Annotated in this window: 4 protein-coding genes and 2 pseudogenes; 2 read left to right on the top strand and 4 right to left on the bottom strand. The window is 40.5% G+C overall.

Annotated features, from left to right (window positions below; all coding sequences use genetic code 11):
- Both ODU34_RS08855 and nth read right to left on the bottom strand, forming a co-directional pair.
- Positions 1 to 84: pseudogene (locus ODU34_RS08855) on the bottom strand (IS200/IS605 family transposase); the annotation flags it as partial.
- 176 nt (positions 85 to 260) lie between these two features.
- Positions 261 to 884: an endonuclease III gene (nth, locus tag ODU34_RS08850; protein ID WP_044678434.1), complete on the bottom strand. Its 624-nt coding sequence runs from the start codon at positions 882 to 884 to the stop codon at positions 261 to 263.
- A gap of 97 nt (positions 885 to 981) precedes the next feature.
- Between nth and ODU34_RS08845 the strand changes: the two genes are divergently transcribed.
- A complete protein-coding gene (locus ODU34_RS08845; protein ID WP_024413173.1) occupies positions 982 to 1,845 on the top strand; it encodes an NAD(P)H-hydrate dehydratase in 864 nt (287 codons plus the stop codon).
- A 43-nt stretch (positions 1,846 to 1,888) separates the two neighbouring features.
- Here ODU34_RS08845 and ODU34_RS08840 read toward each other — a convergent pair whose 3' ends face one another.
- Positions 1,889 to 6,637 carry a S8 family serine peptidase gene (locus ODU34_RS08840; protein WP_105179126.1) on the bottom strand — a complete coding sequence of 1,583 codons (4,749 nt, stop codon included), beginning with the start codon at positions 6,635 to 6,637 and terminating at the stop codon, positions 1,889 to 1,891.
- A gap of 456 nt (positions 6,638 to 7,093) precedes the next feature.
- Here ODU34_RS08840 and ODU34_RS08835 point away from each other — a divergent pair.
- Positions 7,094 to 7,423, top strand: a pseudogene (locus tag ODU34_RS08835) (transposase); the annotation flags it as partial.
- A 52-nt stretch (positions 7,424 to 7,475) separates the two neighbouring features.
- Here the strand turns inward: ODU34_RS08835 and ODU34_RS08830 are convergent.
- Positions 7,476 to 9,014, bottom strand: coding sequence for a ClC family H(+)/Cl(-) exchange transporter (locus ODU34_RS08830; protein ID WP_105179125.1), 1,539 nt, complete (start codon positions 9,012 to 9,014; stop codon positions 7,476 to 7,478).
- Positions 9,015 to 9,024: the final 10 nt, after the last annotated feature.

Raw genomic sequence — 9,024 nt, 5'->3', positions numbered from 1 at the left:
TTTTCTACGGTACTTAGGTGTGAAAACTATGTGATATTTGTACATCCATTTGGTATGTGATAAACTGTAACTGGTTTTAGCCATTTCTTTTTCCTCCTTTATCTAACCTGAACAATTAGATTATATCAGGAAAAAGAAATGGAAGCTCAAAGCCTTGTCAGCCACCAGCATAGCTGGTGGTTTTCTTGTTTTTCTCTACGAGAAAAACTGGCTCGAAGCCATAATAAAAACTAAAAAAATCTTCAAAAACAGAAGATTTTTTAGTCAAATTCATATAATTGTGGGAATTTTTCGCATTCAGGGTTCTTAGGATGGCAAACCTCACGACCAAAATAAATCATAGCTTGATGAGCAGGGAGCCAGAGTTCAGGAGGTAAGACTTCCATGACTCGTTTCTCTGTTTCCAGGGGTGTAGCCGATTTTTTGACAATATCGTGGTGTTTACAAATCCGTCCCACGTGGGTATCAACTGCAAAGGCTGGGATTCCGAAACCGACACTTAAGACAACATTGGCCGTTTTTCTTCCCACTCCTGCCAGAGCTTCTAATTCCTCACGAGTCTGCGGAACAATGCCATTATGCCGTTCCAATAACTGCTGGGCACAGTCTTTTAAAAACTTTGCCTTGTTTCGGTACAAACCCAAACGAGAAATATAAGGCTCAATATCCTTCACTTCTGCTGCCGCCATGGCTTGGGGCGTAGGGAAAGCTGCAAACAAACCAGGTGTTGCCTTATTCACCGCAGCGTCTGTAGTTTGAGCAGATAAGAGCACTGCACATACCAACTCAAAGTGATTTCGAAAGTCCAAGCTAGGCTTAGCATCAGGATATAGAGCGATGATTTCTTCAATAACTTTTCTTGCACGTTTTTTTGATAATACCATGAATTCATTATAGCATGAAAACTTGGATTTATCTAAAATCTGGATTGTCATAAACCTCATTCCTCGTGATATAATAAGAAGAAAAGGGGGAATAAGTATGGACTTACAAGAACTCTGTAGAAAGGTTATTCAAGCAAGACCACGCAATAGCCATAAGGGAAGCTATGGTCGAGTCCTACTGATTGGTGGACTGTATCCTTATGGTGGAGCGATTATCATGGCTGCACTAGCAACCGTCAACAGTGGAGCAGGCTTGGTAACTGTTGCTACTGAAAAAGACAACATATCAGCCTTACATAGTCATCTACCTGAAGCCATGGCATTTTCATTTGACGATCAAGCCTTGCTGATAAGTAGCTTAGAAAATGCTGACTTGGTATTGATTGGTCCAGGTTTTGGGGAAAATAGCAGAGCTGAACAGTTATTGGACTTTATTTTTGAACATTTATCTGACCAGCAGATTTTGGTTCTTGACGGCTCAGCCCTTACCTTAATTGCAAAGCAAAACAGGAAGAACTTCCCGTGTAAACAAGTCATCCTGACACCCCACCAGAAAGAATGGGAACGGTTATCAGCCATTCCGGTTGCTGACCAAACAAGCCAAAGAAATCTTGAAGCCTTGCAATCTTTTCAAGAAAATACAATCCTTGTAGCTAAAAGTTCTGCTACTCAAATCCTAAAAACCCAGCCAAACCAAGTCACTCCAATAGGAGCTGGTGGTCCCTACCAAGCAACAGGAGGTATGGGAGATACTCTTGCAGGTATGATTGCAGGATTTGCTGTACAATTTCCCCATGTTCATCTATATGAAAGAATCCTTGTAGCAACCTACCTCCACTCCTATATTGCCGACCAACTGGCTCAAGATTATTATCTTGTAAAGCCAACTGATGTCTCAAGAAACATCCAAAAGACAATGGCTTCAATTTCAAACACAAACAACCGCCTAATCAATGATTAAGCGGTTTTATTATTTAGCAAACTTGTGATAAAGTTAGTGTTGGTTATACTTCTTCCTTATGACGTCGTTTGCTTACTAACAGAGTCCCTAGCCCAATAATGACACCAAGAACAAGATAGTATTTCGTATCATTTTCTCCAGTATTTGGTAGTTGAGTCACCTGTTTTTCTTGATTAGGACTAGATAGACTAGCTTGCAAAGTGACTGGACGAGGTAAAGTTGGTTGAAGGTTTGGCTTCTGACCTATCGGTACATGCCCTGAATTCCCAGTATCTTCTACAGGAGGTGCCTGTACATCAACTTTTTCTGAGTCTATAGGTGGAGGCGTTACAGTGCCTTCATCTTTTTTGTCAGTGGCAGTATTTGCTGGCTCTTTGGCATCATTTGTTGAAGTAGCAACACCATCCAGTTCTGCCTGAGCGCTTGTCAGAACGGCTAGAGCTTGATCGACACTTGCTTGGCTTGCAGATTCATCAACTAGAATCGCTTTCGCTGCTTCAACTGCCTGGTCATAAGCTTGTTTCACGTTCTCAGATGCATTGAGATACTTAGCATCTGTCGCTTTTAATACGGAAGAAACGGATACTGCGCTACGAAGGGCTGAAATATCAGTCTTTTGACCATCTAAGTTGGCTTTCGCTGCTAACAAGTCAGCCAACGCTTGGTTGACAACTGCCTGTGTTACATTCTCTTGGTTCAATACAAGTTGTGCTGAACGAACAGCTGTATCATAGGCAATTTGTTTGGTATTTTCAGCATTGTAATAAATAAAGTTTGCCTGAGTCGGTGTGTAGTTTGATACTTCAGCAATTAGTTTTTCCTTATCGGTAGCCTGACCGTTTAACTGTTCTCTCGCCGCCACAAGACTGGCAACTGCTGAATCTACTTGTGCCTGATTGTGTTTGTTGGCATATACTGCATTGGCATCTTCTAATGCTTTAGCATAGGCAGTTTGAAGTTCTGGACTAGCATTGTAATAACGCGCTGTTTCTTCAAGTCCTGCAAGTTCAGCAATCAGTTCTTTCAAAGCAACTTTATTAATCAAGGTTAATTTCTTAACATTTGACTGGTTTGCAAGTACTGCTACGTCTAATTCTTCCAAAAATTCATAGCCTTCTGGGAGGGTTGGAAGGATAGTGTAGGTACCAACTGGTACAAATTTACCATAATCAGTCTTAGAATATTTAGCATTTGGTAGCTGAATAGTCTGACCATCAGCAGTTACCAGTTGGATGGTTGAACCAGAAGGTAGTAATGCATCAATATCTATCAGCAAGTTAGCCTTATCTTTCAAAGTCACATAGAAATTCACCTCGGCAGTGCTATTTTCTTCCGAAATCGTCACGACTGCTTTTGTTTCACCTGCTAGGCTTGACCACTCTGTATCATATAAGAATAAATCAAAGGTGTAAGTACCAAATGGTAGCTTAAGAACGCTAGTATCGCCGGCATATCGTGGTAATTCTGCAACAATCTTGCCTGTTTCATCGGTGACTGAGTAAGAGAAAAGTATTGGTACAGGACTATTTGTGTCTTTATCAAGAATATTGACAGTTACCAATCCTTTTTCATTGCCAATACTGATCAGATTCTCTACTTTTTCATAGCTGATATTACCAGCATAATCCTCTACTGTGTAGTAGAATTTTGAAATATCTGCAAGATCAAGAGGCAATGTGAAGGAACCATCGTCATTTTGTGCCACAAATACCTTGTTATCAGAAACGGTTACATCACCATTTTCTAATAAGGAAGGAATAGTTGTCGTACCATTGGCATCTGCTACAAGATAGAATACTTGCTCGCGATATAGACCGGATTCTCCTTTTTCAATGGCTGGACGAGGGTTAAATGTAAAGTTTGTTTCATCATAGGTTGCGGTCGTAATAACTGGTGATTGTCTATCAATGATAACATCGAAAATCATAGTTTGTACTGCTGCACCTGGAACTTCAGATGAGTAGGTCAAAACATATTGATATTTACCATCTGCTAAAGCATTCCCTTCACTGTCTGTTCCATTCCATTCAGTAGGGTAAACAATGCTTGATTTTGGATTTTTAGGATTGCCACTATAGAAGTTTTTATTGCCTGACTGTGGTTGACTTTCCCAAAGTGGATTTCTGCGCTCAGTGTCATCTGCGGCATAGACACTTGCGACTAAATTAGTATAATTTCTTAAGAATACACCTTTGAAGGCAAGAAAATCTTGGTTCTCATCCCCATTTGGTGAGATAGCTAAGTGAGGCTTACCAGATTCATCGAGCTCTAAAACAAAATACCCTGCTTTGTTTTTAAATGTTCCGAGGGTCTTGAGTGCAAAGTCAGAACGCTTATTTGTAGAATAGATTAACTCTTTACTTCCTGTCACGAGACCTGTGTAGTGATGGCTAATATCAACCGTATCTGGCTGTGCTACAACAGGTTCAAAGTAGAAGCCCCCTTTACCATCAGCAATAAAATTGTAAATCGGCTTTTCTAGAACGGCTAGATTTTGGAATTCCCCACGGAAACCAACGTATGGAATGCTGACAATATCACCACCATCGGCTACATCTGTAAATCGAACAAAGCCTTCAAGATAGTAACCGTTTTTCATCAATCCTGTCAATTCTTCAGCAAAGCTTGATGCATCGACATTAATTGTAACAGTTGTACTTGAATTAGCTTTCACAATCACCTTACCGCCAGCAATCTCTGCTAATAGACGTGGAGCCAAGGTGATCAATCCGTTTTGAACAGTATCCGTTGTTAACTGTGTTGAGTAGTTTAAAGTCTTATCTTCGTTTGTAATGTTATGAAGTGTGACCGTAAAGCTGAATGTATCCTCAACATTTCCCAAGGTAATGCTGCCATACCCATCTTCGCCAGTTAAATATAAACCTGTAGAAATAGCTGCCGCAGTATCAATAATACCCGCACCTTGTTGACGTGGTGAAGTGTAGGCATTCGTATCTTTATTCACATGAGCTTTTGCAGTAGACATAAGCAAGTGTTTTACTAATGCTTCGATTTCTTGAGGAGACTTAGTTGGATAAGTTTCCTGTAAATATTGTTTTACTAATACAGCTACTCCCGCCACATGTGGAGAAGCCATACTTGTTCCCTGCATGTTGGCATAGTCATTATCATTAATCGCTGCATAAATAGCACCACCCGGAGCAGCTAAGTCTGGTTTTAGCTCGCCATCTGCTGATAGACCCCAACTTGAAAAATCTGAAAGAAGACCTGCTTTGGGGTTAGGACGAATGTCTGTTTCATTATTGAACGCAATCTTATATGGCTTAGCCGCCAAAGCTTCACCGAATTCCAATGGAATGAAGATAGATGGAATTGCGATAGCTGTATCATCCAGTTGCATGCTCACATTAGCTTCGCCTGGGCGGCTATTAAAAATAACAACCCCTACTGCCCCTGCGGCTGTTGCATTGGCTATTTTTTCTGAGAAACTGATGGTTCCTCGTTTGATGAGTGCAAGTTTTCCAGTCAAATCTAAACCATCAAAATCCGAAGCTTGACCGATTCCCGCATAGACATATTCATATTCCTTCCCAATTTCAAATGGTACAGGACTTTTCTCTGGATTATCGAACGAACTCTTTCCGTAGTTCAAATCAGCATTATTTTCTAAGCCAATGATATTAATTACTTTACTACCAACCGTTGTGTTATTGTAAGAAGCGACAGAAATTGCATCTCGAGCTGTTGAAGGAGCTCCGACCAAGCCATAATCTGGATAATCGGCTGACGGATTAGAATGACCTGAACCAAATGTTCCATCATTACCAGCGGCAATAACAACAGAAACACCTGCACGACGAGCAGCCTCGATTGCTGCAGTCACATTTTCATTCATGTTAACAACAGAGCCGTTAGCTCCTCCCAAGCTGAGGTTGATGCTATCGGCACCCAATTTTACAGCATCTTCAATCGCCTTTACGTACAATGCTGCGCCTGTTGTAGCTTTGAGATCTGAGAATACGCGCATAAACATGACTTGCGCTTCAGGAGCTACACCATACATTAATTGTCCAGCAACTGGTTGCGTCGGATTTCCTGTGGCAATGCTTGTCACGTGCATACCGTGTGAACGTTTGTCTTCTTCTTTCAAGACAGTATTCACATCGACATAGTTATAACCAAATACAACCTTATCGTTAAACCATTCACCGTAGGTAATTCCTGCTGCCTTTTTAGCTGCTTCTATCTCTTTTTCTGATTTATATTTCGCAGTTGAGAGGTTTGAAATACGCAATACATCGTGGTCAACATCAAGACCGGAGTCTATGATTGCAACTACTGTTCCTTCGCCTTTGTAACCACTGTCCCAAACTTTAGGTACTGTAATGATCGTATTACTATCAATGTTTTGTGGTTTCGCTTCTTCCTGATTCGTAATAGCAGTAGTCTCATCTGCTGTGGAAAACTTCTCCTCTTCTTCTACTTTTTTCTCTGAAGTAGCTGGAGTTTTTACAGCTGGTTGAGTTGCTTCTGTCTCTGCATTTGTGACATTTTCAAAAACAGTTCTTCCCTCTCCATTATCTGTAGTGGTTACATCAGTTGGGTTAGCCTCCACAGAAGTATCAACTAACTCCTCGACTACGGGACTTTCTGAGGCTGATTCGCTGACGATTGCGTCAGGAACAGTTGTTTCCACCTTAGTCTCTACAAGGCTTGTCAATTCATTTGCTGCTACCGATGGTGCACCTGCAAACAAAAAAACTGCACCCAAAAGAACAGACACAGTTCCAATTTTATACTTCCGAAGTGAGAAAGTTTCTTTCTTTTTCATAAGTTTTCCTCCTAGTTTTTCTCCTTTATTATTGGCAAAGCCAATAAATATATTAAAACATAAAATTATCAGCATTGCAAGTATATTCTGAAAATTCAGTTATTTATTCAAACTATAACTAGCTATCAATAATATCTATAACCATAGATACAGATAATGCACACTAAAAAGGGAGTGAGCAAGACATTCATGATGGCTCCGTCCTTACCCACAGAATAATGAAATAAGCATAAAGCCCTCACTAAGATTATATACCTAATGAGGGCCCTGTGGTTGGTGCATTATTGATGTTAATTATGATGACAAAACTGCTCTACCCTACTGATAAGAACCACAATATGTGCTCAAGAATATGACTAAAATTCAGTAGATAGGCTCTCTAATTTTAAGAAGGAAGGAATTGTCATAGATAATCATGTGTAGATCAAGTCGATATTGTCGTTTGTATTCCCCTTAACTTGTCCAAAGTGTTACTTAGCTACATTTGATACAACGACTAAAGGTCTACGTGCTTACCACGATTTTCTCAGTCAATTTCATGTGGAAGCTGTTGGTATAGAAAGCACAGGTGTCTATTGGCGACCTGTCTGGCATGCTCTATGTGATGACTTCGAGCTAATACTTGCTCAACCAGCCCACATGAAGGCCATTACAGGTCAGAAAGCTGACAAGAAAGACGCTTACTGGATTGCCAAATGAATGCGGATTGGTCTGCTGCCTCGGAGTTTCGTTCCCGATGAAATTATTCCTGAATTGAGAAAGTTGACCAGACAACGAAAACAGTATAATATTGGGACTTTTCTACCTCATCTCTTTGTTAAGACAATCTAAAAAAATGCTAATCTCCCCCAAATATCCTACGAACGGCATGAATTTGAGAGATTGGAACTGCAACGAGCAAGGAATCACCCATAGAAAGTTGGCTATTTCCTTTCACAATCCTTGACTTACCATGATGAATTTGACTGGTAATCAAGCATGAATCCGGCAAACGTAACTCACTTACAAATATTTGATCCAATGTTTCGTTGACAACAACCTCTATTAAGGTCATATGTTCTTGCTGTTCTACTTCTTCTGGCAGAATTTTTTCCAACATTGCTTCATAGACCGGCGCGCCACCTAAAAGATCCATCATCACATAGGAACTCAAAGCCACCAACCCGATGACCATCAATTGATTCAAACTTCCTACCATTTCAGTAACTAAAATAATAGCAGTTAGAGGTGCTTTGGAAATCGCTGCGAAAAAGCCTGCCATACCCAATACAATAAACAATAGCATCTGCTCCTGACTGATGAAACCAATTTCAAGGAAGAACCGTGCGACAAAAAGCCCAAGGAGACTTCCTAAAGTTAATATGGGCAAAAAGATGCCCCCTGGTAGACCAGAACCATAGGAAATCATGCTCCAGACAAATCGTATTAAAATCAGGATTGCCAATGTCAGTAGTCCTTGTTCCAAATATGGAAGCTCTAAAATCAAATGATGCCCGCCACCCAACAGATTAGGGAAAAAATAACCAATCGGTATAATGAACAAAAAGGCAAATACACTGTAGTATGGAACTGGGAGAGGAATGATTTTTGAGAGGAGGGTATAGAAACCTTGTATATTGAGGATAACAACTTCATACACATATCCAGCAAGTCCAAGGAAAACTCCAAGTAAGATATAGATCCAATATTGGTCAAGAGATAGTAACTGTAAGTCCTTCGGCATATGCAAAACAGGCATTAATCCAAAAACATGTAAGGAAATAAAGTTCGCAGTGATACTGGCTGCCAGGGCTGAGACCCATACCAGACGTGAAAACTGATGATAGACTTCCTCCACAACAAATAAAAGGCCTGCTATTGGTGCATTGAAAGCTGCTGCCAAACCTGCCGCAGCGCCACTAGCAATCAAACTCCTTCTTTCCATTTCACTGGATTTAAGAAGAACTGATACACCTTTAGCCGTTACAGCTCCTAGTTGAATGCTGGGACCTTCACGCCCCAGCATTAGGCCAGATGCAATGGATAAAACACCGCCGATAAATTTTTTCCAAAGGACTGACCACCAGTTTAAATCCATAATTCCTTTTAGTTCTGCCTCCACCTGAGGTATACCAGAACCTTTTGCATTTGGCTCGTCTTTGATCAACTTGCCAACAAGTAAAGCTATAACCAGATAAATCCCTCCAATAAGAAGTAAATAGATTGCATTATCTGTTGCCAGAGAATAGAGGTGCGTAAAGACAGAAAATAGTTTTTCAATGGCTAAGCGAAATGCAACGACCACTAAACCAGCGACAATGCCAACTAAACTACCACGCAGAACCGAATAGAGGATTGATCGAGAAATAAAACTAACTTCTTTCCGGTGATTTTCCATTGGGATTTCC

It is taken from the genome of Streptococcus sp. 2018WUSS126, assembly GCF_044427425.1.
In the GTDB taxonomy this organism is placed as follows: Bacteria; Bacillota; Bacilli; order Lactobacillales; family Streptococcaceae; genus Streptococcus; species Streptococcus hashimotonensis.
This window is presented reverse-complemented; position numbering and strand designations above follow the sequence as displayed.